Here is a 25,325-nt window from a genome sequence, read left to right as displayed (position 1 = left end):
TCCGAGGCAGCCGCCGCGGTCGTGGACGCACGGCGAGCCCCCGGCGTGGGCGTCGCGGTCGGGGCCGTGCGGTGGCCCTCCAGGGTGGCCGTTGTGGTCGGGGTCATGCCGCGGCCCTCCCCGTGGCCGCCGCCATCACGGTCTCCTCGGTGGCCTCGTCGCGGGAGATCTCGGCGGTCAGCCGGCCCTCGTGCATCACGAGGACCCGGTCGGCCATGCCGAGCACCTCCGGCAGGTCGGAGGAGATCATCAGGACGGCGACGCCGTCGGCGGCCAGCTGGCTCAGCAGCCGGTGCACCTCGGCCTTGGTGCCGACGTCGATGCCTCGGGTGGGCTCGTCGACGATCAGTACCTTGGGGCCGGTGGCGAGCCACTTGGCGAGGACGACCTTCTGCTGGTTGCCGCCGGACAGGGTGCCGACGGCGTCCGCGATCCGGGCGTACTTCACCTGGAGCTTGACGGCCCAGTCGAGGCTGCGGCTGCGCTCGGCGCCGCGGTCCATCAGTCCGGCCCGGACGGTGGTGCGGAGTCCGGTGAGCCCGATGTTCCGCTCGATGGACATGTCCATCACCAGCCCCTGGGCGCGCCGGTCCTCGGGGACCAGGGCGAGGCCCGCGGCCATGGCCGTCGACGGCGCGCCGTTGACCAGTGCGCGGCCATCCACCTCGACCTCCCCGGCGTCCCAGCGGTCCACGCCGAACACCGCGCGGGCGACCTCGGTGCGCCCGGCGCCGACCAGTCCGGCCAGGCCCACGATCTCGCCGCGCCGCACCTCGAAGGAGACGTCGGTGAAGACGCCCTCGCGGGTCAGCCGGCGCACGCTGAGGGCGACCTCGCCGGGGGTGACCTCCTGCTTCGGGTACAGCTCGTCGAGGTCGCGGCCGACCATGCGGCGCACCAGGTCGTCCTCGGTCATGCCGTCGAGCAGCTCGCTGGAGATCCAGGCGCCGTCGCGCAGGGTGGTGACCCGCTTGCAGATCTGGAAGATCTCCTCCAGCCGGTGGGAGATGAACAGCACCGCGGCGCCCTCTTCGCGCAGGGTGCGTACGACGCCGAAGAGGCGGGCCACCTCGCTGCCGGTGAGGGCGGCGGTCGGCTCGTCCATGATCAGGACGCGGGCGTCGAAGGAGAGCGCCTTGGCGATCTCCACGATCTGCTGGTCGGCGATGGACAGGCCGCGCGCCGGGCGGTCGGGATCGAGGTCGACACCGAGGCGGCGCATCAGGTCGGCGGTGGTGGCGTGGGTGGCCTTGTGGTCGATCCGGCCGAGGGCGCGCCGCGGCTGGCGGCCCATGAAGATGTTCTCGGCGATCGACAGGTCGGGGAAGAGGGTCGGCTCCTGGTAGATGACGGCGATGCCGGCATCGCGGGCGTCGCCGGGGCCGTGGAAGACGACGGGTTCACCGTCGAGCAGCACCTGGCCGGCGTCGGGGCGGTGGACTCCGGCGAGCGTCTTGATGAGGGTCGACTTGCCCGCGCCGTTCTCACCGGCGAGGGCGTGCACCTCCCCGGGGAACAGCTCCAGGGAGACGTCCCGCAGGGCACGGACCGCGCCGAAGGACTTGGACACGTCCTTCAATGCGAGAACCGGGGCCGGACCCGTATCGGACGGGTGGGTCATGGGGGCTCCTCGACGACGCCGGCGGGACGGCCCTCACGGCGTCGTGAAAGGTTTCAACTGGGTTGCCGGGACGTTAGGCAGGTGGGGCATGTCACGTCAATGGGTCCGCGTCGAAAAACTTTCGATAGCCGAAGGTCACGACAGGATCACGGCGAGCCCGGTCCCTCAGAAGGGTTGACACCCCTTCGGGAGCCTCATAGCTTCGCGTTCTGAATCGTTTCACCCATGGTCGTACGCATGGACGGTGCGACCCGACATCAGGAGCCGACGTGACCGAGCTCGCCGCGGTGAAGGCCGCGCTGAAGACCCAGGCTGTCGAGACGCCGTCGTGGGCGTACGGGAACTCGGGCACCCGGTTCAAGGTGTTCGCACAGGCCGGTGTGCCGCGCTCCCCGTTCGAGAAGCTCGACGACGCCGCGAAGGTCCACGAGTTCACGGGCGTGGCGCCGACCGTCGCCCTGCACATCCCGTGGGACACGGTCGACGACTACGCCGCGCTGGCCGAGTACGCCGAGAAGCGGGGCGTGAAGGTCGGGGCGATCAACTCCAACACCTTCCAGGACGACGCCTACAAGCTGGGCAGCGTCTGCCACCCCGACGCGGCGGTGCGCCGCAAGGCGGTGGACCACCTGCTGGAGTGCGTCGACATCATGGACGCCACCGGCTCCAGGGACCTGAAGCTGTGGTTCGCCGACGGGACCAACTACCCCGGCCAGGACGACATCCGCGGGCGGCAGGACCGGCTGGCCGAGGCGCTGGCCGAGGTGTACGAGCGGCTCGGGGACGACCAGCGGATGCTGCTGGAGTACAAGTTCTTCGAGCCGGCCTTCTACTCGACGGACGTCCCGGACTGGGGCACGGCGTACGCGCACTGCCTGAAGCTCGGTGAGAAGGCGCAGGTCGTCGTGGACACCGGGCACCACGCGCCGGGCACCAACATCGAGTTCATCGTGGCGACGCTGCTGCGGGAGGGGAAGCTCGGCGGGTTCGACTTCAACTCCCGGTTCTACGCGGACGACGACCTGATGGTCGGGGCGGCCGACCCGTTCCAGCTCTTCCGGATCATGTACGAGGTGGTGCGCGGGGGCGGGTTCTCGTCGGACGTGGCGTTCATGCTCGACCAGTGCCACAACATCGAGGCGAAGATCCCGGCGATCATCCGGTCCGTGATGAACGTCCAGGAGGCCACGGCGAAGGCGCTGCTGGTGGACCGGGACGCGCTGGTCGCGGCGCAGGCTTCGGGGGATGTGCTGGAGGCCAACGCCGTTTTGATGGACGCGTACAACACGGATGTGCGGCCGTTGCTGCGGGAGGTTCGTGAGGAGATGGGGCTGGACCCGGAGCCTCTGAAGGCGTACAAGGCGTCGGGGTGGGCGGAGAAGGTTGTCGCGGAGCGGATCGGCGGGGAGCAGGCCGGGTGGGGGGCGTGAGCGGCTGCCGGGTTCTGTGACGTCGCGGGCTGCGGGCCGGGTGTGGCCGGCCGCGCAGTTCCCCGCGCCCCTTCGATACTCATCCCTCGTTTGAAAAGGACTGGAAGACATGGCACCGCACCCCGAAGCCGAGGCGCTGATCGCTCGTTCCCATCGGCTCGGTTCCGACCCGCGGAACACCAACTACGCGGGAGGCAACGCCTCCGCCAAGGGCACCGAGACCGACCCCGTCACCGGGGGTGATGTGGAGCTGATGTGGGTCAAGGGGTCCGGTGGTGACCTCGGGACGCTGACCGAGGCGGGGCTCGCCGTGCTGCGGCTGGACCGGATGCGGGCGCTCAAGGACGTCTACCCGGGTGTCGAGCGCGAGGACGAGATGGTCGCCGCGTTCGACTACTGCCTGCACGGCAAGGGCGGGGCGGCTCCGTCCATCGACACCGCCATGCACGGGCTCGTCGAGGCCGCGCACGTGGACCACCTCCACCCCGACTCCGGTATCGCGCTGGCCTGCGCGGCGGACGGCGAGAAGCTGACCGCCGAGTGCTTCGGCGACACGGTCGTGTGGGTGCCGTGGCGGCGGCCCGGTTTCCAGCTCGGACTGGACATCGCGGCGGTGAAGGAGGCCAACCCGCAGGCGATCGGCTGTGTGCTCGGCGGACACGGCATCACCGCCTGGGGCGACACCTCCGAGGAGTGCGAGCGCAACTCGCTGCACATCATCCGCACCGCCGAGGAGTTCCTGGCGGAGCGGGGCAAGGCGGAGCCGTTCGGGCCCGTGCTCGACGGGTACGAGCCGCTGCCCGAGGCCGAGCGGCGCCGGCGGGCCGCGGCGCTGGCGCCGTACGTCCGGGCGATCGCCTCCCAGGACCGGCCGCAGGTCGGCCACTTCACCGACTCCGACGTGGTGCTGGACTTCGTCTCCCGCGCCGAGCACCCGCGGCTGGCGGCGCTGGGCACCTCCTGCCCGGACCACTTCCTGCGCACCAAGGTCCGCCCGCTGGTCCTGGACGTCGCGCCGGGCGCGCCGCTGGAGGAGGCGATCGCGCGGCTGAAGGAGCTGCACACCGCCTACCGCGAGGAGTACGCCGCCTACTACCAGCGGCACGCCGAGCCCGGCTCCCCCGCGATGCGCGGCGCCGACCCGGCGATCGTGCTGGTGCCGGGCGTGGGCATGTTCTCCTTCGGCAAGGACAAGCAGACGGCGCGGGTGGCCGGCGAGTTCTACGTCAACGCGATCAACGTGATGCGGGGGGCCGAGGCGGTCTCGACGTACGCGCCGATCGAGGAGTCGGAGAAGTTCCGCATCGAGTACTGGGCCCTTGAGGAGGCCAAGCTCCAGCGGATGCCGAAGCCCAAGCCGCTCGCGACGCGCGTCGCGCTGGTGACCGGCGCGGGCAGCGGGATCGGCAAGGCGATCGCGCACCGGCTGGTGGCCGAGGGCGCGTGTGTCGTGATCGCGGACCTCAACGGGGACAACGCGGCGCAGGTGGCCGAGGAACTGGGCGGCGCGGACAAGGCCGTCGCCGTGACGGTCGACGTGACGGACGAGGAGCAGATCGCCGCCGCGTTCCGGGACGCCGTGCTGGCGTTCGGCGGGGTCGACCTGGTGGTCAACAACGCCGGCATCTCCATCTCCAAGCCGCTGCTGGAGACCACGGCCAAGGACTGGGACCTCCAGCACGACATCATGGCGCGCGGTTCGTTCCTGGTGTCGCGGGAGGCGGCCCGGGTGATGATCGCCCAGGAACTGGGCGGTGACATCGTCTACATCGCGTCCAAGAACGCCGTCTTCGCCGGTCCGAACAACATCGCCTACTCCGCCACCAAGGCCGACCAGGCCCACCAGGTGCGCCTCCTCGCGGCCGAGCTGGGCGAGCACGGCATCCGCGTCAACGGCGTCAACCCCGACGGTGTGGTGCGCGGTTCGGGCATCTTCGCGGGCGGCTGGGGCGCCAAGCGGGCCGCCGTCTACGGGGTGCCGGAGGAGAAGCTCGGCGAGTTCTACGCCCAGCGCACGCTGCTCAAGCGCGAGGTGCTCCCGGAGCACGTGGCGAACGCCGTGTTCGCGCTGACCGGCGGTGACCTGACGCACACCACCGGCCTGCACGTCCCGGTCGACGCCGGCGTCGCCGCCGCGTTCCTGCGATGAGCACGTCCGTGATCTCGTACGCCGCGGTCGACCTCGGCGCGTCAAGTGGGCGCGTCATGGTCGGCCGCGTCGGCCCCGACACCCTGGAGCTGACCGAGGCGCACCGCTTCCCCAACCGGCCGGTGCGGGTGCCCGAGGGGCTGCGCTGGGACGTGCTGGGGCTGTACGCCGGGGTACTGGAGGGGCTGCGGGCGGCCGGTCAGGTGGCGTCCGTCGGTGTGGACAGCTGGGCCGTGGACTACGGCCTGCTGGACGCGGACGGCGCGCTGCTCGGCAACCCGGTGCACTACCGCGACGCCCGCACCGAGGGCGTCGCGGAGAAGGTGTGGGCGAGTGTGCCGGCCGCCGAGCTGTACGCGGCGACCGGGTTGCAGTACGCGCCGTTCAACACGCTGTACCAGTTGACGGCCGCCCGCTCCACCGATCAACTGACGTACGCCAAACGGCTGTTGATGATCCCCGATCTGCTGACGTACTGGCTGACCGGTGAGCAGGGCACGGAGCTGACCAACGCCTCCACCACCCAGCTGATCGACCCGCGCACCCGCGACTGGGCGTACGACGTCGCCGAACGGCTCGGCATCGACCTCGGGCTCTTCCCGCCGCTGCGGCTGCCCGGTGATCCGGCGGGTGTGCTGCGGCCGGAGGTGCTGGAGGAGACCGGGCTGAGCGGGCCGGTGCCGGTGACGGCGGTCGGCTCGCACGACACCGCCTCGGCGGTGGCCGCCGTACCGGCGACGGACGAGCGGTTCGCGTACATCTGCACCGGCACCTGGTCGCTGGCCGGTCTTGAGCTGACCGCGCCGGTGCTGACGGAGGAGAGCCGCGCCGCCAACTTCACCAACGAACTGGGGCTGGACGGCACGGTCCGCTACCTGCGCAACATCATGGGGCTGTGGCTGCTCCAGGAGTGCCTGCGGGCCTGGGGCGAGACAGACCTGGGCGAGCTGCTGCGGGCGGCGGGCGAGGTGCCCGAGCTGCGGTCGGTGGTCGACGCCGGGGACGCGGCGTTCCTGGCGCCGGGCCGGATGCCGGAGCGGATCGCCGAGGCGTGCCGGGCGTCCGGGCAGCCGGTACCGGTCACGCCCGCCGAGATCACCCGGTGCATCCTGGACTCCCTCGCCCTGGCCCACCGCAAGGCGGTCGAGGACGCGCAGCGGCTCACCGGGCACCCGGTGGACGTCGTGCACGTCGTCGGCGGCGGGGCGCGCAACGCGCTGCTGTGCCAGCTGACCGCCGACGCCTGCGGGCTGCCGGTGGTGGCCGGTCCGGCGGAGGCCGCCGCGCTCGGCAACGTCCTCGTCCAGGCCCGGGCCGGCGGTCCGGTCGGTGACCTGGCCGGCATGCGCGACCTGCTGGTCCGTACCCAGCGGCCGGTCCGCTACGAGCCGCGCGGGGACGCCGCCCGCTGGCGGGCCGCCGAGGCCCGGCTCGCCGACCGGTGACCGGGGCCTGTCCCGGGTCCCGGCCCGCGCACTACCCTTTTCCCGTCCGATGATCAACAGCAAGGAGCCGCGATGCGTGTCGCCCTGTTCCTGACCTGCGTCAACGACACGCTCTATCCCGATACCGGGCGCGCGGTGGTGAAACTGCTGACCAGGCTGGGCGTCGACGTCGACTTCCCGGCCGGGCAGACCTGCTGCGGGCAGGCGCACTACAACACCGGTTACCGGCACGAGGCGGAGCCGCTGGCCCGGCACTTCTCCGAGGTCTTCCAGGAGTACGAGGCGATCGTGACGCCCTCGGGGTCCTGCGGGGCGATGGTGCGGGAGCTGTACCCGCGGATGGGCGAGCGGGCGCGGGCCGAGGGCCGCGGGAACTCCCTCGCGGCCACGCTGGCGCCGGTGGTGCCGAAGACGTACGAGCTGACGGAGTTCCTGGTGGACGTGCTGGGGGTGACGGACGTCGGGGCGTACTACCCGCACACGGTGACGTACCACCCCACCTGTCACGGGCTGCGGTCCCTGGGGCTCGGCGAGCGGCCGCTGACGCTGCTGCGCGCCGTGAAGGGCCTCGACCTGGTCGAGCTGCCGGGCGCGGAGGAGTGCTGCGGGTTCGGCGGCACCTTCGCCGTGAAGAACTCCGACGTCTCCCTGGCGATGGGCACCGACAAGGTCCGCAACGCCGAGTCGACCGGCGCCGAGGTGCTGTGCGCGGCCGACAACTCCTGTCTGATGCACATCGGCGGGACGATGACCCGGCTGCGGACCGGCATGCGGCCGGTGCACATCGCCGAGATCCTGGCGAGCACGGAGGAGGAACCGGCGGTATGAGCGGCACATTCGTGGGGATGCCTGCGTTTCCCCCGCCCGCCCACCCGGCCTTCCCGAAGGCCGCGCACGAGGCGGTGCGGAACACGACGCTGCGGGGCAACCTGCGCCACGCCACGCACACCATCCGCGCCAAGCGGGCCAAGGCCGTCGCCGAGGTCGAGGACTGGGCCGAGCTGCGCGAGGCCGGCAAGCGGATCAAGGACCACACGCTGCGCCACCTCGACCGCTACCTGGAGCAGGTGGAGGAGTCGGTGACGGCGGCGGGCGGCATCGTCCACTGGGCCGCCGACGCCGCCGAGGCCAACCGGATCGTCACCGATCTGGTCAAGGCGACCGGCGAGACGGAGGTCGTCAAGGTCAAGTCGATGGCCACGCAGGAGATCGGTCTCAACGAGGCCCTCGAAGCGGAGGGCATCCGCGCCTACGAGACCGATCTCGCCGAGCTGATCGTGCAGTTGGGCAAGGACCGCCCCTCGCACATCCTGGTCCCCGCGATCCACCGCAACCGGGGTGAGATCCGGGAGATCTTCGAGCGGGAGATGAGCGAGTGGGGCCGCCCGGCCCCCGAGGGCCTGACCGACACCCCCGCCGAACTGGCGGAGGCGGCCCGGCTGCACCTGCGGGAGAAGTTCCTGCGCGCCAAGGTCGGCATCTCCGGCGCCAACTTCGTGGTCGCCGAGACCGGCACCCTGGTCGTCGTGGAGTCCGAGGGCAACGGCCGGATGTGCCTGACCCTGCCCGAGACGCTGATCTCGGTGGTCGGCATCGAGAAGACCGTGCCGACCTGGCGGGACCTGGAGGTCTTCCTCCAGACCCTGCCCCGCTCCTCCACCGCCGAGCGGATGAACCCTTACACCTCGACCTGGACCGGCACCACGGACGGCGACGGCCCGAGCGCCTTCCACCTGGTGCTCCTCGACAACGGCCGCACCGACACCCTCGCCGACGAGGTCGGCCGCCAGGCGCTGCGCTGCATCCGCTGCTCGGCCTGCCTGAACGTCTGCCCGGTGTACGAGCGGGCCGGCGGCCACGCCTACGGGTCGGTGTACCCGGGCCCGATCGGCGCCATCCTCAGCCCCCAGCTGCGGGGCACCGGCAGCGAGATCGACGCCTCCCTGCCGTACGCCTCCTCGCTGTGCGGGGCCTGCTACGAGGTGTGCCCGGTCGCCATCGACATCCCCGAGGTGCTGGTGCACCTGCGGGAACGGGTGGTGCAGGGCGGGCCCGCGGTCCGTGAGGGCAACAAGGTCGTCCTGAAACCGGCCAAGGGACACGCCGCCGAGCGGGCGGCGATGCGGGCCGCGCAGTGGGCGTTCACCCACCCGGGCGCGCTGCGCGCCGGACAGCGGCTGGCGTCGCGCACCCGCCGCTTCCATCCGCGCACGCTGCCCGGGCCGGGCCGGGCGTGGACCGGGGGCCGGGATCTGCCGGCGGTGCCGGCGGAGCCGTTCCGGGACTGGTGGCAGCGCACGCACGGCGGCAAGGAAGGCGGGGCCAAGTGAGCAGCAGGGAACGGATCCTGGGCCGGGTGCGGCGCGCGCTGGCGGACGTACCGCGGGAGGAGACGGCTTACGCGCGGGACTATCTGCGCGAACACGGGGCGCGGAGCGTCGCGGAGACGGTGGACTTGCTGGCGGAGAACCTGGCGGACTACCGGGCGGTCGTGCACCGGTGCACGGACTCCGAACTGCCGTCGGTGATCGCCGGGGTGCTGGCCGCACACGGATCGGCGTCGGTGGTCGTGCCGCCGGGACTGGACGAGGCGTGGCTCGCGGACACGGACGTCACCCGGGTCACGGACCGGGCCGAGGGGAGCGTGTCCGACCTCGACCGGGTCGACAGCGTGGTCACGGGATGCGCGGTCGCCATCGCCGAGACCGGCACCCTCGTGCTGGACGGCTCCCCCGACCAGGGCCGCCGCCGCATCACCCTCGTGCCGGACCACCACATCTGTGTCGTCCGCGTCCCGGACCAGGTCGTCTCCTCCGTGCCCCAGGGCCTCGAACGGCTCGACCCCGCCCGCCCGCTGACCTGGATCTCCGGCCCGTCGGCGACCAGCGACATCGAGCTGGACCGGGTGGAGGGGGTGCACGGGCCGCGCACGCTGGAGGTGGTGCTGGTCACGTCCGCGTGAGCAGCACCGTGGGCAGGAGCCGCCGGCTGATCTCCCGCCGGGGCAGCGAGAGGCCGAAGCACTTCTCCAGCACCTGGAGGCAGTCCCGGTGCACGGTGCGGGGGTCACGCTTGTCGTCGGGCAGCCCGGCGGCGGCCAGCGCCTCCCGCACCCGGGCCACGGTCTCCGGGTCGCCGACGGGCGGCCAGGAGGCCCGCGAACCGTCCAGGTAGAGGTTGAGGGAGCACAGGGACCGGCCGTCGTGCCCGTACTCGAACCCCGGTGCCTTCCGGTAGTTGTCCGGGTCGTGGTCCAGTACGAAGACATGGGCGCCCTCGCGGGAGAGCGCGGCGCGGTCGTCGAACGCGCCGGGCCGGCCGCCGTAGGCACAGGCGAAGGACCACTCCCCCGCCTCCCCGTGGCGCAGGGCGAGCCCGTCGCGCACCTGGCCGTACAGGCCCTCCAGCAGGTCCTGGACCTGGGCGGCGGACAGGCTGCCGATGGCCCGGGCGGTGCGCCGGGGGCCCCGCACCGTGGCGGTGATCCTCGACACCAGTTCGTCGGAGGCGAGTTCGCGGGACATCACGATGCTGTGGCCGCCCGAGCCGGCGGGCTGGGGCACGGCGAGCCAGGCTGTTCCGTCGGTCATGGCCGTCATCCTGTCCGAACCGGTCCGCGGGTGTCACTGAGTACACCCCCCGATACGGGCCCCGCCCCCACTGTGTCCGGACCGCCGCGCTCGTAGCGTCGTCGGTGAGGCACAGGGTGTGCCGGCGGGGAGGGGGATGACGATGTCCCGTGAGGCTTTGCGGCTGGTGAAGGTCAGCAAGACCTACGGCACCGGCAACGGTGCGGTGACGGCGCTGGACGGGGTGACGCTGGGCCTGGAGCAGGGCACGTTCACCGCGGTGATGGGGCCGTCCGGATCGGGCAAGTCGACGCTGCTGCAGTGCGCGGCGGGGCTGGACCGGCCGGACGCCGGGATCGTGTGCGTGGACGGTACGGAGCTGACGGGCGGCACGGAGACGGAGCTGACCAGATTCCGGCGCGGGCGGGTGGGGTTCGTGTTCCAGCAGTACAACCTGCTGGAGACGCTGACCGTCGCGCAGAACACGGTGCTGCCGCTGAAGCTGGCCGGGCGGCGCGTGGACCGGCGGCGGACCCGGGAGATCCTCACCGCGGTCGGGCTCGGCGACCGGCTCGGACACCGGCCCCACCAGCTCTCCGGCGGTCAGCGGCAACGGGTGGCGATCGCGCGGGCGCTGGTCACCGAGCCCCGGGTGATCTTCGCGGACGAGCCGACGGGCGCGCTGGACACGCGCAGCGCGCGGCAGGTGCTGGGGCTGCTCCAGGACGCGGTGCGGGCGCACGGGCGGACGGTGGTGATGGTGACGCACGACCCGGTGGCCGCGTCGTACGCCGACGCGGTGGTGTTCCTCGCCGACGGCCGGGTGGCCGGACGGATGCGGGCACCGACGCCGGACGCGGTGGCCGAGCGGCTGGCGCACCTGGGCGACGACGTGCCGGCGGGGGTGTGAGCCGTGGGGGTACTCACCATGGGCGCCCTGGCGGTGCGGTCGGTCCGGCACCGGCCGGGACGGTTCCTGGCGACGCTGCTGTCCGCCTTCCTCGGCGCGGGGGTCGTCATGACGTTCAACTCGCTGCACGACACGGCGGCGGGCGACCACGTCGACGCCGTGAGCGCCGAGACCCTCGGTCTGTCGGCGGGGGTGGTGGGCGGGTACGGCACGCTGCTGGTGTTCTTCGCGATCGCCTCGACGCTGACCGTCAACGTACGCCGGCGCGCCGCCGAGCTGGAGCTGCTGCGCTGCTCGGGGGCGACCCCGGCGCAGCTCCGGCGGATGGTGGTGGGCGAGGCGGTGGCCGTCGCCCTGGCGGGGACGGTACTGGCGAGCGGGCCGGCGATGCTCGGGGGGCGGGCGCTGCTCGGGGTGTTCCAGGACAGCGGGCAGGTGGCGGAGTCGGTGGAGTACGCCTTCGGCCCGGTCGCCCTGGTGTCCGGGGTGGCCGTGACCTTGCTCGCGGCGGCGGGCGCCGCGTTCCTCGCCGTGCGCCGGGTGACCCGGCGGGCCGGGCGGCGGGCCGGGGCACGGCGGGCGCTCGCGTACGGCGCGCTGGCGGCCGGGGCGGCGAGCACCTGCTCGACGTTCGCGTTCTCCGCGACGGACGAGGCGCTGATGGCACCGGCCGCCTACGGGGCGATCCTGCTGTCGGTCGGTTTCGCGCTGCTGGCGGCACGGCTGCTGACGGCGGTGACGGCGCGACTGCCGCTGGGCGGGGCGAGCGGCTGGCTGGCGGTGCGCAATCTGCGGGAGCGCGCCGGTGACCTGGCCGGCATCCTGATGTCCCTGATCCTGTTCACGGCGGTGTCCACGGCGACGCTCACCCTGCAGGCCGTGGAGAGCGACGCGGTCGCGGCGTCGGGCCGGGTGAAGTCGGTCGACGCCAAGAACCTGGAGACGCTCAACTTCACGGTGGTCGGCATCATCGCGGTGTTCGTCTGCGTGCTGCTGGTCAACTCGCTGTACGCGGCGACGGCCTACCGCTCCCGCGAGTTCGGGCAGCAGCGGCTGGCGGGCGCGGCGCCCGGGCAGGTGCTCGGCACGGTCGCGGTGGAGGGCGCGCTGCTCACCGTGACGGGGGTGCTGTTCGGCACGGCGGCGGCCCTGGCCGGGATCGTCCCGTTCACGGTGGTGCGCACCGACGCGGTGCTGCCGGACGCGTTCTGGGGCACCTGGCTCGCGATGACGGCGGTGGCGGCGGCCGTGACGCTGGGGACGAGCCTGGCGACGGCCCGCCGGGTGCTGCGCGTCCCGGCGGTGGGGGCGGTCGCCGAGGCGGCGTGAGGTACGGGTCCGCGCCGTGCGCGGCAGGCGGTCGGCGTCAGGGACCGCACCGTGCGCGGCAGGCGGTCAGGGGTCAGAGCCCGCTCCGACCGCCTGCCGCAGTCCCGTACGCCGACGATGTTGCGCCCAGGGCCCGTCAGCCGGCCTTGGCGTACTCCTGGGCCATGCCGCCCGCGAAGTCGTGGACGACGACCTGCTCGTCCCCCACGACCCAGGCGTCGTGTCCGGGCGGGCAGACGAAGACGTCGCCGGGGCCGACCTCGCTCTCGGCGCCGTCGTCCATGCGCAGGCGCATGCGTCCCTGGAGCACGTAGCCGTTGTGGTGGATCATGCAGCTCTCGGTGCCCGCGAGCGGGGCCACCGACTCCGACCAGCGCCAGCCCGGTTCGAAGGTGGCGACGGCGAAGTCGAGTCCGGTCATGTGGACGGCCTCGATGTGTCCCCGGGGGAAATCACGTCGTTCGTCGGGCTTGTCGAGCGTCTTGATCTCCAGCATGACGCTCCTCCTTTCCGGCCGCGTTCGCACGCGGCCGAGGCCGGCCTCCGTCTGGCCCGCGCTCCCCACGGATGACACCGGCGGGGCCCGCCCCACTCCTCCATCGTCCGCCCGTCAAGCGGGGTGCGCCATCCGGGTGACGTCCCGCGCCTTCACCGCTCCGGCGGCAGGGTGATCACGGTGGCGGTGCCCAGCGGGCCACCGGTCGGGATCGTGGTGCGGTGGCCGGGCGGCAGGGCGGCCGGGTCGGGCTGGAGGCGTCCGTGGGTGAACCAGAGCAGCCGGACCGTGGTGCCCGGGGGCGGGGTGAGGCGCCGGTACTGGGCGTAGGTGACGGCGTCGCAGCCGGAGTACCAGCCCGCCTCGGGTTCGTAGCCGGTCACCAGCAGACAGGGGCGGTCGGCGGCGAGCCGTTCGGCGACGGGGACCGTGGACCGGGCCTGGGCGGTGGGGCCGGGCATCGCGCCGTGTGCCACGACCTGGGTGGTGCCGAGGACGGTCAGCGCGGCCAGCGCGCCGGTCGCGGCGAGGAGCGGGGCACCCCAGCGGCCGGTGCCGCGCGGGAGCGCCTCGACGCCGAGCAGGGTGAGCAGCACGACCGGCAGGTAGACGAAGCGGGGCTCGCCGTCGGTGACCAGACCGAGGACGACGAAGACCAGGACGGCCGTCGTCCCGAGGAACACCCGGCGCGCGGCCAGGAGGTCCCCCTCGCCACACCGGCCGCGCAGTGCCGACACCGCGAGCAGCAGGCCGCCCGTCATGATCACGGCGCCCAGGTCGCCGGCCAGGCGGTACGGGAAGACCGCCGCGTAGTAGACGAGGCCGTCGCCGACGTAGGAGCGGTTGGCCTGCGAAGTCGCCCACAGGATCAGGCCGAGGGGGGAGCCGGTGACCCGCTCGGCGTGGACGAAGTGCGGGAGCAGGCCCGCGGCGAACACCCCGGCGGCGAGGGCGAGCCGGCGGCCCCGGGCGAGCCAGGCGCGCGGGCCGTACGCGAAGAGCGCGGCCAGGGCGATCGCCAGGAGGTTGCCGAGGCTGCCGTAGCGCAGGTAGAACGCGGCGAGCGCGACGAGGGCCGTGGCGAGCGGGGTCCAGCGGGAGCGCGGGCGTTCCTGGCAGCGGACCAGCAGGGCGACGACCAGCAGGAGCAGGCCGGTGGCGCCGATGTCGTTGAGGAACTCCGGTGTCCGGCGCAGGAATCCGAGCCCGCCGAGGACCAGCAGCGCCACCAGCGCGCCCCGGCGCGGAGTGGTCCAGCGGGCGGCGACCAGGCAGGTGACGGCGAGCGTGAACAGGGTCAGCAGCAGCGCGACCGCGCGCAGCGCGCCGACACTGTCGTGGACGGCGAGGGCCGGCCGGCCCAGGGCGGGCAGGCCGACCGGGCGGTAGGGGCCCCAGCCCGCGGCAGGCGTGCCGTCGGCCCAGGAGCGGGCCTTGTTGGCGTACACGGCCTCCTCATGACCGAGGTAGGGCTCGTGGTCCTGGAGGACGGCCCACACGGCACCGGCCGTCAGCAGGACGCCCGCCGCGTACGCCGGTCCGGGGACGCGGCGCAGCAGGCGGACGGCGAGGGCCAAGGCGCGGGGTGTCTCCGTCCGGCTCCACCGGGCGCGCGCCGCCCACCAGGCCGGGGCCGCGCCCAGCAGGAAGGGCCACGGCTGCCACCCGGGGAGCAGACCGCCTCCGCCGGCCACGAGCAGGAACTGCTGGGCGACGGCCGCGGCGGTCAGGGCGACGGCCAGGACGAGTGCCGCTCGTCTCCATGAGCCCGTACCGGCGGCGGTGTTTGACATCCACGTACTCCCCGATCATGCTTGTACTAGTGAATTAATGAAAGCATGGAAGGTGACGTGGTCGAGTACCGGATCGACCGGCAGAGCGGCATCCCGGCCTATGTGCAGATCGTTCGGCAGACCGAACAGGCACTGCGGATGGGTGTGCTGCGGGTCGGGGACAAGCTGCCGACGGCCAAAGAGGTCGTCGCCGCCACCGCCATCAACCCGAACACCGTCTTCCGGGCCTACCGCGACCTGGAGCAGGCCGGCCTGGTCCGGTCCCGGCGCGGCCTCGGCACCTTCGTGACGCGGTCGCTGGCGCGGCCGGGCGCGGAGGACGACTCGCCCCTGCGCGCGGAACTCGCCGAGTGGGTCGGCCGGGCCAGGGCGGCGGGGCTCGAACGGGACGACGTACTGGCGTTGGTGACGGCGGCCCTGGACACCTACGAGGAACAGCACAACCAGGAGGACACATGACCGGGCCTGACGAGCCCGCCGCACTGCGCGCCACGGGACTGGGTTTCCGGTACCGGGCACGCGGCGGCCGGGCGCTGGCGGACTGCGGGTTCGCGGTGGACCGGGGCCGCATCACCGCGCTGGTCGGGCGCAACGGCGCGGGCAAGAGCACGCTGCTGCACCTGGCCGGCGGGCTGCTGCGCCCCACCGACGGGGAGATACGGGTGCTGGGCACCGCCCCCGGGACGGCCGAGGCCCGCGCCCGGGTCGCCCTGGTCACCCAGGACAAGCCGCTCTACCCGCGTTTCACCGTGGCGGACACGCTGCGCCTGGGCGCCCGCCTCAACTCCGTCTGGGACCGGTCCGTCGCCGAACGGGTCGTGCGCGACGGGCACATCGCCGACGACGCCCGCGTGGGCGAACTGTCGCCGGGTCAGCGCACCCGCGTCGCGCTCGCCCTCGCCCTCGGCAAGCGGCCCGAACTGCTGCTGCTGGACGAGCCGCTCGCCGATCTGGACCCCGTGGTGCGCGGTGAGGTGATGGCCACGCTGATGGCGGAGGCGGCCGAGCGGGAGCTGACCATCGTGCTCTCCTCGCACGTGCTGCCCGAACTGGAGGAGACCTGCGACTGGGTGGTGCTGCTGCGGGACGGGCGGGTCGGACTGAGCGAGGACGCGGACACGCTCCGCGAGGACCATCTGCTGGTCACCGGGCACCTCGACGGGGCGCCCGCGCTGGCCGGCCACGACGTGGTGCACCGCCGCGCGCACGGCCGGCAGCTCACCGCCCTGCTGCGGCCGCGCGGCCCGCTCGACGGTGACTGGCACGTCGAGCGGCCGGGCCTGGAGGAGATCCTGCTCGGCCACCTGCGGACCGGTTCCGAGGAGCCGGCCGGACGGACGGAGGAGGCGGCGTGAAGGGCTCGTTGTGGCTGGCCTGGCGCCAGCAGCGGCTGCTGGTCGCCTGCGGCGGACTCGTCCTGGCCGTCGCCGCCGCGCTCGCCGTCCACTACCGCTCCGGCATGGTGGACGCCCTGGCCGGCGGCACGTTCGACCACTGCGACCCGGGACCGCTGTACTGCACCCGCCCCGGCGACGGCCTGCCGCTGTTCCTGGACATCGAACCGCTCCGGTTCCTCGGCGCGCTCAACATCGCGCTGCCGGTGCTGATCGGCATGTTCTGGGGAGCGCCGCTGCTGGGCCGCGACCGCGAACTGGGCACCCACCGCATGGTCCTCGCCCAGGGCGTCGGCCGCGCCCAGTGGTTCACCACCCGCCTCGCCCTCGCCGCGCTGTCCACGGTGACCCTCTCCGGCATTCTGGCCTGGCTGTTCCACTGGTGGTGGCAGCCGGCCGCCGACCACAGCTACGGCCTGTTCTGGTACGAGACGACCGCGCTGAGCGGCTCCGGACCGTCCGCCGTCGCCGCCGCCCTGTTCGGCCTGGCCACCGGCACCCTCGCCGGACTCCTGACCCGCCGTGTCCTGTCCGCGATGGCCTGGACCCTGTCGGTGACGACCGCGACGACGCTCCTGGCGCAGTGGCTGCACCACACCCGCCTCCTCGTCCCGCCGCACACCTACGTCAGCCGGGGCACCGCGCCCAAGCCGCCCATGGGCGAGAAGTGGTCCACCGGGAACTACGGCCTGATCACCGCCTCCGGCCACCGCGACTCCGTGCTCAGCTGCCCCTACCCGTCGGGCGCCGAGCTGAAGGAGTGCATGACACGGCACGGGTACGTCGCCCGCTTCTACGAGGCCAACCCGGCCGGTGACTACTGGACCTTCCAGTGGTACGACACCGCCCTGTTCGGCGTCCTCGCCGTCGCGCTCACCGCCGTCACGGTGCTGCTGCTGCGCCGCCGCGTCTGACCCCGGCGCACCCCGCCCCACCCCTTCCCTTCCCTTCCCGCACGCGAAAGGTCTCCTCGTCATGCCCAAGGACGCCAGGAAACTGCGCAGCAACCGCGCAGCGCTCACCCACAAGGCCGCCTACGCCCTGCGCCACCCCGGCCGCGTCGGCCCCTACCTGCGCCGCGCCGGACGCGACACCTGGCTGCGGCTCAAGCACCCCGACCACGTCGGCTACTACCGCGCCGTGATGGCCTCCGACACCCGCCGCGATCCCGAGGCCGCGGTCGGCAGCCGCACCCACGACCGCTGGCTGGCGCTCGGGCAGATGCAGTACGACTACCTGGTCGAACACGGGCTGCGGCCCGGGCACCGGATGCTGGACATAGGCTGCGGCAACCTCCGCGGCGGCTGGCGCTTCATCGACCACCTCGACACCGGCCACTACTACGGCATCGACATCTCCCCCGACATCCTGATCGCCGCGAAGAGGACCCTCGCCGAGCGCGGGCTCCAGGACAAGCTGCCGCACCTGACCATCACCGGCGACCTCACCCTGGACTTCCTGCCCGACGGCCACTTCGACGTCGTGCACGCGCACAGCGTCTTCTCGCACTCGCCGCTCGGCGTCATCGAGGAGTGCCTCGCCCACGTCGGCCGGGTGCTGACCGACACCGGGTTTTTCGACTTCACCTTCGACCGGACCGAGGGCACCGAGCACCAAGTGCTGAGAGAGGACTTCTACTACCGCACCGACACGCTGCTGGACCTGGCCCGGCGGCACGGACTGCACGCACGGTTCATGGCGGACTGGGAGACCCGCCCGCACGGCCAGTCGAAGATCCGCGTCAGCCGCGCGCCGCTGCCCGCGTAGGCTGCTCACGGCCGCCGATCGGTCCGCGTGATCTGCTCACGGCCGCGGATTTGTCCGCCGCCAGCCGGGGCGGGCACCCGCCCCGCGGCGGCCCGCCGCGGCCGCGCAGCGCGGACACACCCGGCGCACCTCGTCGGCCGCACCACCGGACTCCGGCAGCACGTCGACCCAGGTGACCGAGGGGAAACGGGACAGCTGCGACCGGTGCAGGGACAGGCCGCACACCGTCTGGTTCAGGCCTTGTTCCCACGCGTGCACCTCACCGGCCGGCAGCCAGCGGTTGTCCTCCTCGTCCCACCAGCGGCCCGAGGCCGCCACGTCGTACCGCCTCGCCCTGGGCACCGGAACGCTCACCGCCTCCCTCGTCCCCGTCCGGGTGCCCCCGGCGGACCGCGGACACACGCGCGTACCGCCTCCTGTGTGATCAGCCCCCACACCCCGCACGTTTATCCCTTTTTGGGTTTTTCGTCTGCTTAGCATGCAGGGTCCGCCGCTCCCTACGAGAGGACCCCAGATGGCGTTCCCGGGCCGTCCCAGAGCACTGGCCGCGCATGCTTTCTCCCCGCACGACGCCGTGCTGGGCGCCGCCGCCCGCTACTTCGGCCGCCGGCGCTTCCTCACCGTCACCGCGGCCGCCGCGGCGCTCGCCTTCTCCACCAACCTGCCGGCCCGCGGCGCCGCCGCCGCACCCGAACTGGACGCCGCCCGTCTCACCGACGACCCCTTCACCCTCGGCGTCGCCTCCGGTGACCCGCTGCCCGACTCGGTGCTGCTGTGGACACGGCTGGCGCCGGAGCCGTTCGCGGCCGACGGCGGGCTGGGGGAACAGCGCGTGGCGGTGGAGTGGGAGGTGGCGCTGGACGAGTCCTTCGCCGTCCGCGTACGGACGGGCACGGCGACGGCCTACCCGGAGTACAGCCACAGCCTGCACGTCGAGGTCCAGGGCCTGGACCCCGCCACCGTGTACTACTACCGGTTCCGGACCGGCGGGTTCATCAGCCCCGTCGGCCGCACCCGCACCGCGCCCGCCGCGGACACCGACGCGGCCTCCCTCCGCCTGGCCGCCGTCGCCTGCCAGGCCTACCAGGACGGCTACTACACGGTGCACAAGCACCTCGCCGAAGAGGACGTCGACGTGGTGTTCCACCTCGGCGACTACCTCTACGAGTACGCGGTGAACGCGGCGGGCGGCGAACGCCGGTACACCGACATCACCCTGCCCGACGTGTTCGACCGGGAGACGATGACCCTCGCGGACTACCGGCTGCGGTACGCGCTGTACAAGAGCGACAAGGACCTCCAGGCGGCACACGCCGCCCACCCGTTCGTCGTCGCCTGGGACGACCACGAGACGGAGAACAACTACGCCGGTGCCGTCCCCGAGAACGACGTCCCGCAGTCGGAGTTCCTGGTCCGCCGGGCCGCCGCCTACCGCGCCTACTGGGAGAACCAGCCGCTGCGCTCCGCCCAGCTCCCCCAGGGCCCCGACGCCCAGCTGTACCGGCGGCTGCACTGGGGCACGCTCGCCCAGTTCGACATCCTCGACACCCGCCAGTACCGCTCCGACCAGGCCTACGACGACCGGCCGCACGCGCCCGGCGCCGAGTCCGACGACCCGGCGCGCACCATCACCGGCGCCGCGCAGGAGCGGTGGCTGCTGGACGGCTGGAAGTCCTCCGGCGCGCTGTGGAACGTGATGCCGCAGCAGGTCACGTTCTCGCAGCGCAAGTTCGACCTGACCGCCGAGGCCCGGATGTCCATGGACGCCTGGGACGGCTACCGCGCCTCCCGCAACCGGGTCGTCGCCGGCGCCAAGGCGGCCGGGGTCGACAACTGGCTGGTGCTCACCGGCGACGTGCACGTCGCCTACGCCTTCGACATCAAGGAGAACTTCGACGACCCGGACTCCAGGACCCTGGGCACCGAGCTGACCTGCACCTCCGTCGCCAGCGGCAAGGACGGCGCGGAGAAGCCCGACAACTGGGACACGTACATGAAGGCCAACCCGCACCTGAGGTTCTACAACGGCAAGCGGGGCTTCGCCCGGGTGGAGCTCGGCCGGCAGAACGCCCGGGTCGACTTCAAGACCGTCTCCGCCGTCACCCGGCCTGGCGCCGCGCTGACCACCGCCGCGTCCTTCGTCACCGAGGCGGGCGCGCCGGGGCTGAAACCGGCCTGAGCCGCCGGCCGGGTCCGGGTACTGCACTTGGCACCCGTCGGCGTCCCCCAAAGCGCGAACCGCGCGCCTGTGCTGCATCACCGGGGGCGAATCGGGCTAGGGCTAGCACTTCCCCGCCCCTTCACTTCCCACCCCTTCGCCCCCTCTCCCCTTCGCTTCCCCGCCCCTTCACTTCCTCTCCCTTTCCCTTCCTCTCCCTTTCTCCGGAACGCTTCAGGAGGCACATCGCATGGTCGGCAGACACGTCACGGGCCGTCGCCGCGCCGCGCTCACCGCGCTCGGCGCCCTCGTCCTGACCGCCGTCCCCTCGGCCGCGTCGGCCGGGCCGCCGCCCGCGCCGGGCCCGCTGCCCACCGCCGCCCAGACGCTCGGCGCCGACCGGCCGTCCGCCCAGGTACTGCGCGCCCTCGAACGCGACCTGGGGCTGACGGCGGCTCAGGCGACGGCCCGGCTGGTCAACGAGGCGGAGGCGGGCACCCGCGCCGGACGGCTCCGCACCACCCTGGGCACGCACTTCGCCGGTGCCTGGGTGAGCGGCACGACCTCGGCCCGGCTCACCGTCGCCACCACCGACGCCTCGCGGGTGGCCGCCATCCGGGCCCAGGGCGCGGAGGCCACGGTGGTCAAGCGGACACTGGCCGACCTGCGGGCCGTCAAGGGGCGGCTGGACGCCGCCGCCCGGCGGGTGGACACCCCCGACACGCCGGTCTGGTACGTCGACGTGCCGGCCAACCGGGTCGTCGTCCAGGCCACCAGCAAGCAGGCCGCCACGGCCTTCGTGCGGGCCGCCGGGGTGAGGGCCCAGGACGTGGGCGTACGGATCTCGGCGAACCGGCCGCGGGTGCTGGCGGATCTGGTGGGCGGCGAGCCGTACTTCATCGACGACAAGGCGCGCTGTTCCATCGCCTTCTCCGTCACCAAGGGCCAGGAGCACGGCTTCACGTCGGCCGGGCACTGCGGCAAGCCGGGCGCGAAGACCACCGGCGCCGACCAGAGCGCGCAGGGCGAGTTCAAGGCGTCCACGTTCCCCGGCAAGGACATGTCCTGGGTGGGCGTCAACGACAACTGGACCCCGACCCCCGACGTGAAGGCCGGCGACGGCCAGACGGTGCAGGTGGCCGGCTCGGTCCAGGCGCTGGTCGGGGCGGCGGTCTGCCGGTCGGGCTCCACCACCGGCTGGCACTGCGGCACCATCGAGCAGCACGACGCCAGCGTCACCTATCCGCAGGGCACCGTCGACGGTCTCACCCAGACCACGGTGTGCGCCGAACCCGGCGACTCCGGCGGCCCGTTCGTCGCGGGCGTCCAGGCGCAGGGCATCACCTCGGGCGGCTCGGGCGACTGCGCCAACGGCGGGACGACCTTCTACCAGCCGGTCAACCCGGTCCTCAAGGAGTTCGGCCTCACCCTGAAGACGAAGGCGATCCAGACCACCCTGCCCGCGCCGGCGGACGAGGGGGCGGCCGACGGATGGCAGTCCGGCCGGGTCTACGAGGCCGGGGCCACGGTCGCCTACGGCCGGGTGCGGTACACGTGTCTGCAGGACCACCAGGCGCAGGTCGCCTGGTCGCCGGAGGGCACCCCGGCGCTGTGGCAGCGGACCTGACGGGCTGACGGCGCCGTCAGCTGTCCGCGAGCAGGGCGTAGGCGGTGGCGACGAACGGGTCGTGGGCGCGGAAGCGGCGGGTGCAGACTGCGGCCAGGGCGGTGCCGGTGTCCGGCCGGAAGCCCAGGAACGCCTGCTGGCCGAGGGTCGCGCCGCTGTGGAAGTACAGGGGCCCGCCGTCGACGGGGTGCCGGAACCACGCCACCGTGTGCACATGACGGTGTCCCCAGCCACGGCGCAGGACGGGCACCCGGACCGCCCGCAGTGCCCCGGCGAGCGGGGAGCCGTCCGGGTCGAGGTGGGCTTCCAGGAAGGTGAGCAGGTCGTGCGGGGTGGCGCGGACGGCGCCCGCCGCCCGGAAGCCGCCGGCGTCGAAGGGGGGCAGGGGGGTGCGGCCGTCCTTGGCGCGGCCGACGGCGTCGGTGGCGGGGCCCTCGGGGGCGAGGCCGGTGCCGGCCAGGCCGAGCGGGCGCAGGACGTGTCCGGTGAGCAGGTCGTCCCAGCTCCGCCCGGTGGCCGCGGCGAGGGCGTGGCCCAGTACGGCGACGCCGAAGTTGGAGTAGCGCCAGCGCGTTCCGGGGCGGTGCCGGGGGCGGTGGCGCAGGAAGGCGTCGACGACCCGGTCGGCGGGGTAGCGGCCGTAGGGGTTGGTGCGCCAGGCCGGCAGCGCCCGGGCGCGGAAACCGGACGGCAGGACGGGCAGTCCCGCGGTGTGGGTGATCAGGTGGGCGAGGGTCACCGGGTCGGGGCCTGCGGCCCGGCCGGGGTCCAGGCAGGCGGCGGCCGGTTCGCCGCCGGTGAGCCGGCCGGAGCGGATCAGGTGGGCCAGCAGCAGTCCGGTGAACGTCTTGGTCGCCGACCCGGCCTCGTAGCGCAGGTCCTCGCGCGGGACGTCGGGGGGCGGTGCGGTGCCGCCGGCGCGGACGGTGCGGCGGCCGTGCCGGGAGAGCGCGAAGACGGCGTCGGGCGCGTCACACGCCTCGACGGCGGCGGTCAGCCGTTCGGCGAGGCCGCGGTCGTCGGCCGGGGCGGGGGCCGGGGCGGGGTCGTCGAGGGGGGCGTCCGGCCAGAGCGCGGCGGGGGCGGTCATGAGGCGCTGTGCGCGAGGGCGGTGAGGGAGCGTGAGGTCGCCAGGGCGGAGGCGAAGGCGGCGACCAGCGTCGGGTGGTAGACGATGTCGAACACCTCGTCCGGGTCGCCCTCGGGCATCTCGCGGATCGCGGGCATGGCGCCGTCGGGCTGCTGGGCGGCGGCGAACGCCTCCCAGGCCCGCTGGTCGAGGGTGGGTTCGGGCAGGCAGGCGTCGACGACGAGGAGTTCGCCGAGCAGGTCCCAGCGCTCCAGGTCCAGCCAGTCGTCGATCCAGACCGGCAGCCAGGCGGTGAGGTAGTCGGCGACGCGGGGCGGCAGGCCGGCGGGGTTCTCGCCCCAGTCGGTGAGGTGGAACACCGCGTGGGTGATGTCGTAGGCGATGTGTCCCTCGACCGTCCAGGGTTCGGGGGTGCGGGCCAGCCAGGTACCGGTCAGGGCCTCCGCCTCGGGCGGGTGGGGGGTCAGGCCGAAGCGGCGCTGGAACGCGGCCAGGCCCAGCCTGCGGGTGGGGGTCCGCTCGAAGGACCGCCAGCCGTCCAGACGGTGGTTGAGGACGACGGCCCGTTCCAGCTCGGGCTGGCTGTAGCCGAGTTCCTTGAAGGGCAGGTACACCTCGAAGGGGATGGAGGAGACCGGTTCGGTGCGCTGGCCGCGCACCAGCATGCGGCCCCCGTCCAGGGTCTCGCGCCAGGTGTGGTCGAGGAGCCGGTGGGCCAGCCGCTCCTGCCGGGAGCCGGCCACGCCCTCGCGGAAGAGCACCTTGCAGATCAGGGCCAGTTCGCCGATGGGCTGGAACCGCTGGAGGAAGCCCACCTCCGGGTCGACGTCGGGCTCCAGCCGGAAGCCGTCCCGGTGGGCCCACAGCCATTCCAGGGCGCGGGCTCCGACGGTGTGCGTCAGGCGCGTGTCGGTCATCCGAGCGCTCCTTGTGCGCCGAGGTGTACGTGGGTGAGGGTCGCGGCGAACGCGGCCATCAGCGTGGAGTGGTAGCAGTGGGCGAAGTCGTCGTCGGGGGCCGTGGCCGTCTCGGGGAGCGCGCCGCAGGGGTGCCGGGCCGCCGCGAGGCGCTGCCACGCCTCCTGGAACCCGGCCGGGTCCAGGGGGCCGGGCACGCTCGCCGCGACGGCGAGGAGTTCGCAGCCGAGGTCCCACAGGCCGGCGTCCAGGCAGGTGTCCAGCCAGGGCGGCAGCCACTGCGTCAGGTACTCCGCGAGGCGGGCGGGGACGCCGTCCGGTCCGGCGCGGCCCCAGTCGGTGAGGTGGAAGACGACGTGGGTGAGCGCGTAGCCGGAGGGAGCCTCGAAGGTCCACGGTTCGGGCAGGCCGCCCAGCCAGGTGCCGTCCCGTACGGCGTCGGCCGGGCCGGGCCGGGTGATGCCGCTGTGCCGTTCGGCCGCGAGGACGCCGAGCCGGCGGGTCGGGTCCTGCTCGGTGCGCCGCCAGCCCCGGGTGCGGGCCACCGTCGCGGCGGCCGTCTCGTAGCCCCGGTGGCGCAGCCCGGCCGCGGCGAAGGCGGCGTAGACCTCCAGCGGGTACGTCGCGAAGGGCTCCCTGCGTTGCAGGGCGAGGAAGAGGCCGCCCTGCCCGGTCTGCCGCCAGGCGTGGGCCAGCAGGTCGCGGGCGCGGGTGTGCAGCGGATCGGCGGGGGCGGTGCGCCGGATCACGGTGGCGCACACCTGGGCGAGTTCGCCGAGCGGTTTCCAGGTGCGGTTCACCTCGCCGGACGCGGCGAGGGCGTCGTCGCCGAGGGTGAAGGCGTCGCGGTGCGCCGCCGCCCAGGCCAGCGCCGACTCCGCCACGTCCCGTACGCCCCGGGACGCTTCCCGGACGGTCGCGGCGCTCACACGAGCGCTCCGGCCCGCAGCCGCCGGGCCGCCCGTACCTGGAGGTCGACCTGCGGGTCGCCGTCGGCCATCAGTTCCACGAAGTCCAGTCCGGGTGCCAGGCCGAGGGTGTCGGGGACGCCGTCCAGCAGGGTCAGCCAGCGTCCCGCGCCGGCTGCCTGGAGCCAGTCCCGGCGGCGGACCGCGCGGACGAAGCCGCGGGCGAGGTCGAGGGGGCGCTGCCGGGCCGCACGGGCCACGGCGCACTCCTCGCCGGGCAGCGCGAGCGGGGCCAGCACTGCCAGTTGGTGGGTCAGGGTCCGCCAGTCGGCGACGTCGAGCCAGCCGGTGCCGGGTTCGGCGCCGGGGCCGGCCGGGCCGGGGCCCGCCAGCCGGTGCAGGGTCCGGGTCATCGCCCAGTGGCTCCACACCACGGTGGGCGCGGCGTCGGCGCGCGGCGGGTAGGTCTCCACGGCCTGCCGGAACAGGGCGAGTTCCGTCTCGCCCGGACGGGTGCCGAAGAGGAGGTGCGGCAGCAGGAAGTCGGCTCCCAGGACCCGGACGGCGGCCGGTGCGAAGCCGTCGGCCCCGGTGGCCGGGGGCAGGTCCCCGGGCACCGGGCGGTGGCCCCCGCTGCTCAGAGCGGAGGCCACGCCGGTAGCCAACTCCCGCACCGCGCCCTTCAGGAGGGACGAGGTGCCTGGCTGGTGCATTCACTGCTC

Annotated in this window: 23 protein-coding genes; 14 read left to right on the top strand and 9 right to left on the bottom strand. The window is 73.5% G+C overall.

The window, feature by feature from the left end; genetic code table 11:
• Positions 1-103: 103 nt before the first annotated feature.
• Positions 104-1,621 (bottom strand): sugar ABC transporter ATP-binding protein, encoded by a 1,518-nt coding sequence (locus J7I94_RS07585; RefSeq protein WP_215166119.1) that lies wholly within the window; start codon positions 1,619-1,621, stop codon positions 104-106.
• A gap of 269 nt (positions 1,622-1,890) precedes the next feature.
• Between J7I94_RS07585 and rhaI the strand changes: the two genes are divergently transcribed.
• The 6 genes from rhaI (at position 1,891) to J7I94_RS07555 (ending at position 9,607) form a co-directional block, all read left to right on the top strand.
• Positions 1,891-3,051, top strand: a complete 1,161-nt coding sequence (gene rhaI, locus J7I94_RS07580) for an L-rhamnose isomerase (protein WP_215166118.1) — start codon at positions 1,891-1,893, stop codon at positions 3,049-3,051.
• 109 nt (positions 3,052-3,160) lie between these two features.
• Positions 3,161-5,200: a bifunctional aldolase/short-chain dehydrogenase gene (locus tag J7I94_RS07575; protein ID WP_215166117.1), complete on the top strand. Its 2,040-nt coding sequence runs from the start codon at positions 3,161-3,163 to the stop codon at positions 5,198-5,200.
• Positions 5,197-6,645 carry a rhamnulokinase family protein gene (locus tag J7I94_RS07570; RefSeq protein WP_215166116.1) on the top strand — a complete coding sequence of 483 codons (1,449 nt, stop codon included), beginning with the start codon at positions 5,197-5,199 and terminating at the stop codon, positions 6,643-6,645. Before J7I94_RS07575 ends, J7I94_RS07570 begins: the two co-directional genes overlap by 4 nt.
• A 72-nt stretch (positions 6,646-6,717) precedes the next feature.
• Positions 6,718-7,473, top strand: a complete 756-nt coding sequence (locus tag J7I94_RS07565) for a (Fe-S)-binding protein (RefSeq protein WP_215166114.1) — start codon at positions 6,718-6,720, stop codon at positions 7,471-7,473.
• Positions 7,470-8,975 carry a lactate utilization protein B gene (locus J7I94_RS07560; protein ID WP_215166112.1) on the top strand — a complete coding sequence of 502 codons (1,506 nt, stop codon included), beginning with the start codon at positions 7,470-7,472 and terminating at the stop codon, positions 8,973-8,975. Before J7I94_RS07565 ends, J7I94_RS07560 begins: the two co-directional genes overlap by 4 nt.
• A complete protein-coding gene (locus J7I94_RS07555) occupies positions 8,972-9,607 on the top strand; it encodes a lactate utilization protein C (protein ID WP_215166110.1) in 636 nt (211 codons plus the stop codon). The genes J7I94_RS07560 and J7I94_RS07555 overlap by 4 nt, the downstream gene beginning before the upstream one ends.
• Here J7I94_RS07555 and J7I94_RS07550 read toward each other — a convergent pair.
• Positions 9,594-10,235: a hypothetical protein gene (locus tag J7I94_RS07550; RefSeq protein ID WP_215166108.1), complete on the bottom strand. Its 642-nt coding sequence runs from the start codon at positions 10,233-10,235 to the stop codon at positions 9,594-9,596. The genes J7I94_RS07555 and J7I94_RS07550 overlap by 14 nt on opposite strands.
• A gap of 142 nt (positions 10,236-10,377) precedes the next feature.
• On the opposite strand from J7I94_RS07550, the gene J7I94_RS07545 reads away from it, so the two are divergent.
• Both J7I94_RS07545 and J7I94_RS07540 read left to right on the top strand, forming a co-directional pair.
• Positions 10,378-11,124 (top strand): ABC transporter ATP-binding protein, encoded by a 747-nt coding sequence (locus J7I94_RS07545; protein ID WP_374198363.1) that lies wholly within the window; start codon positions 10,378-10,380, stop codon positions 11,122-11,124.
• 18 nt (positions 11,125-11,142) lie between these two features.
• Complete coding sequence (locus J7I94_RS07540; protein WP_215166127.1) at positions 11,143-12,453, top strand: FtsX-like permease family protein; 1,311 nt, start codon at positions 11,143-11,145, stop codon at positions 12,451-12,453.
• Between the two features lie 136 nt (positions 12,454-12,589).
• On the opposite strand, the gene J7I94_RS07535 is transcribed toward J7I94_RS07540, so the two are convergent.
• Together J7I94_RS07535 and J7I94_RS07530 are read right to left on the bottom strand one after the other, a co-directional pair.
• Complete coding sequence (locus J7I94_RS07535; protein ID WP_215166104.1) at positions 12,590-12,949, bottom strand: cupin domain-containing protein; 360 nt, start codon at positions 12,947-12,949, stop codon at positions 12,590-12,592.
• A gap of 152 nt (positions 12,950-13,101) precedes the next feature.
• The gene (locus J7I94_RS07530; protein WP_215166102.1) at positions 13,102-14,742 is read right to left on the bottom strand and encodes a glycosyltransferase; all 1,641 of its coding nucleotides are present in this window, start codon (positions 14,740-14,742) and stop codon (positions 13,102-13,104) included.
• A 45-nt stretch (positions 14,743-14,787) separates the two neighbouring features.
• On the opposite strand from J7I94_RS07530, the gene J7I94_RS07525 reads away from it, so the two are divergent.
• The 4 genes from J7I94_RS07525 to J7I94_RS07510 all read left to right on the top strand — a co-directional run bounded on the left by J7I94_RS07525 (position 14,788) and on the right by J7I94_RS07510 (position 17,903).
• Complete coding sequence (locus J7I94_RS07525) at positions 14,788-15,201, top strand: GntR family transcriptional regulator (RefSeq protein ID WP_215166100.1); 414 nt, start codon at positions 14,788-14,790, stop codon at positions 15,199-15,201.
• A complete protein-coding gene (locus J7I94_RS07520) occupies positions 15,198-16,097 on the top strand; it encodes an ATP-binding cassette domain-containing protein (RefSeq protein ID WP_215166099.1) in 900 nt (299 codons plus the stop codon). Before J7I94_RS07525 ends, J7I94_RS07520 begins: the two co-directional genes overlap by 4 nt.
• Positions 16,094-17,050, top strand: a complete 957-nt coding sequence (locus J7I94_RS07515; protein WP_215166098.1) for a transporter — start codon at positions 16,094-16,096, stop codon at positions 17,048-17,050. Before J7I94_RS07520 ends, J7I94_RS07515 begins: the two co-directional genes overlap by 4 nt.
• 61 nt (positions 17,051-17,111) lie before the next feature.
• Positions 17,112-17,903, top strand: a complete 792-nt coding sequence (locus tag J7I94_RS07510) for a class I SAM-dependent methyltransferase (protein WP_215166097.1) — start codon at positions 17,112-17,114, stop codon at positions 17,901-17,903.
• A gap of 36 nt (positions 17,904-17,939) precedes the next feature.
• Here J7I94_RS07510 and J7I94_RS07505 read toward each other — a convergent pair whose 3' ends face one another.
• Positions 17,940-18,245, bottom strand: a complete 306-nt coding sequence (locus J7I94_RS07505) for a hypothetical protein (RefSeq protein ID WP_215166096.1) — start codon at positions 18,243-18,245, stop codon at positions 17,940-17,942.
• 172 nt (positions 18,246-18,417) lie between these two features.
• On the opposite strand from J7I94_RS07505, the gene J7I94_RS07500 reads away from it, so the two are divergent.
• The gene (locus tag J7I94_RS07500; protein ID WP_215166095.1) at positions 18,418-20,082 is read left to right on the top strand and encodes an alkaline phosphatase; all 1,665 of its coding nucleotides are present in this window, start codon (positions 18,418-18,420) and stop codon (positions 20,080-20,082) included.
• Positions 20,083-20,311: 229 nt separating this feature from the next.
• Positions 20,312-21,688: an alpha-lytic protease prodomain-containing protein gene (locus tag J7I94_RS07495; RefSeq protein ID WP_215166094.1), complete on the top strand. Its 1,377-nt coding sequence runs from the start codon at positions 20,312-20,314 to the stop codon at positions 21,686-21,688.
• Between the two features lie 16 nt (positions 21,689-21,704).
• On the opposite strand, the gene J7I94_RS07490 is transcribed toward J7I94_RS07495, so the two are convergent.
• From J7I94_RS07490 to J7I94_RS07475, 4 genes are read right to left on the bottom strand one after another with little or no spacing between them, the layout of a single operon-like run.
• Positions 21,705-22,778, bottom strand: coding sequence for a serine hydrolase (locus J7I94_RS07490; RefSeq protein ID WP_215166092.1), 1,074 nt, complete (start codon positions 22,776-22,778; stop codon positions 21,705-21,707).
• Entirely contained in the window at positions 22,775-23,695 is a 921-nt protein-coding gene (locus tag J7I94_RS07485; protein WP_215166090.1) for a hypothetical protein, read from the bottom strand. Before J7I94_RS07485 ends, J7I94_RS07490 begins: the two co-directional genes overlap by 4 nt.
• Entirely contained in the window at positions 23,692-24,624 is a 933-nt protein-coding gene (locus J7I94_RS07480; protein WP_308114509.1) for a hypothetical protein, read from the bottom strand. The genes J7I94_RS07485 and J7I94_RS07480 overlap by 4 nt, the downstream gene beginning before the upstream one ends.
• The gene (locus J7I94_RS07475; RefSeq protein ID WP_215166088.1) at positions 24,621-25,316 is read right to left on the bottom strand and encodes a hypothetical protein; all 696 of its coding nucleotides are present in this window, start codon (positions 25,314-25,316) and stop codon (positions 24,621-24,623) included. The genes J7I94_RS07480 and J7I94_RS07475 overlap by 4 nt, the downstream gene beginning before the upstream one ends.
• Positions 25,317-25,325 lie beyond the last annotated feature (9 nt).

This window comes from Streptomyces sp. ISL-12 (genome assembly GCF_018614415.1).
GTDB lineage: Bacteria > Actinomycetota > Actinomycetes > Streptomycetales > Streptomycetaceae > Streptomyces.
Note: the sequence above shows the minus strand (reverse complement) of the source record. Positions and strands in the feature narration are given on the sequence as shown.